General features: G+C 36.0%; 1 protein-coding gene. It reads left to right on the top strand.

All coding sequences use genetic code 11. The features are described 5' to 3' along the window. Positions 1 to 709 (top strand): group II intron maturase-specific domain-containing protein (locus ABD935_RS16510; protein WP_345194031.1); only part of this gene is annotated, 709 nt, incomplete at its 5' end. Positions 710 to 719: the final 10 nt, after the last annotated feature.

The raw sequence follows: 719 nt of genomic DNA, 5'->3' as shown, positions 1-719 counted from the left end.
CCCTCTAAGTCCCTTACTGTCTAATATTGTATTAGACGTTCTGGATAAAGAAATGAAAAAACAAGGGTTACGGTATGTGCGTTATGCAGACGATTTTAGTATTTATGCTAAAAGAAAAATCGAGGCAAAACGAATATGGAACAGCATTTATTTGTTTCTTAGAGACAAATTAAAACTACCTATAAACAAAGCCAAGAGTGGCATACGCAGACCTGTAAATTTTGAATTACTAGGGCACGGCTTTGTGCCAATTTATAAGAAAGGCATAAAAGGGCAGTATCAACTAGTTGTAAAACAGGCGAGTTGGGAAAAGCTTAAGCGAAATCTTAAAAGTTTAACCAAGAAAACCAAACCAATGTCTTTATTAGAAAGACTCGAACGACTAAATCAAGTTTGCAGGGGCTGGATGAATAATTACCGATTAACAAACATTTATGCTAAACTTAAAAAGTTGGCTGAATGGTTGCGAAATAGGTTACGATATTGCATTTGGCACGATTGGAAAAAGCTAGAAAGAAAACGTAAAAACCTCATTCAATTAGGCATAGAAGAAGGACAGGCTTATGCTTGGAGTAGAACAAGAATGGGAGGATGGGCAGTAGCCCAAAGCCCTATACTTAAAACTACAATTACCCTTTCTATACTTAAAAGAAAAGGCTATAAGCCAATGATAGATTACATAAATAAGCAGCAAACTTCAATTTGGTGAACCGCCGTAT

The organism is Algibacter agarivorans, from assembly GCF_039543245.1.
GTDB lineage: Bacteria > Bacteroidota > Bacteroidia > Flavobacteriales > Flavobacteriaceae > Algibacter_G > Algibacter_G agarivorans.
Note: the sequence above shows the minus strand (reverse complement) of the source record. Positions and strands in the feature narration are given on the sequence as shown.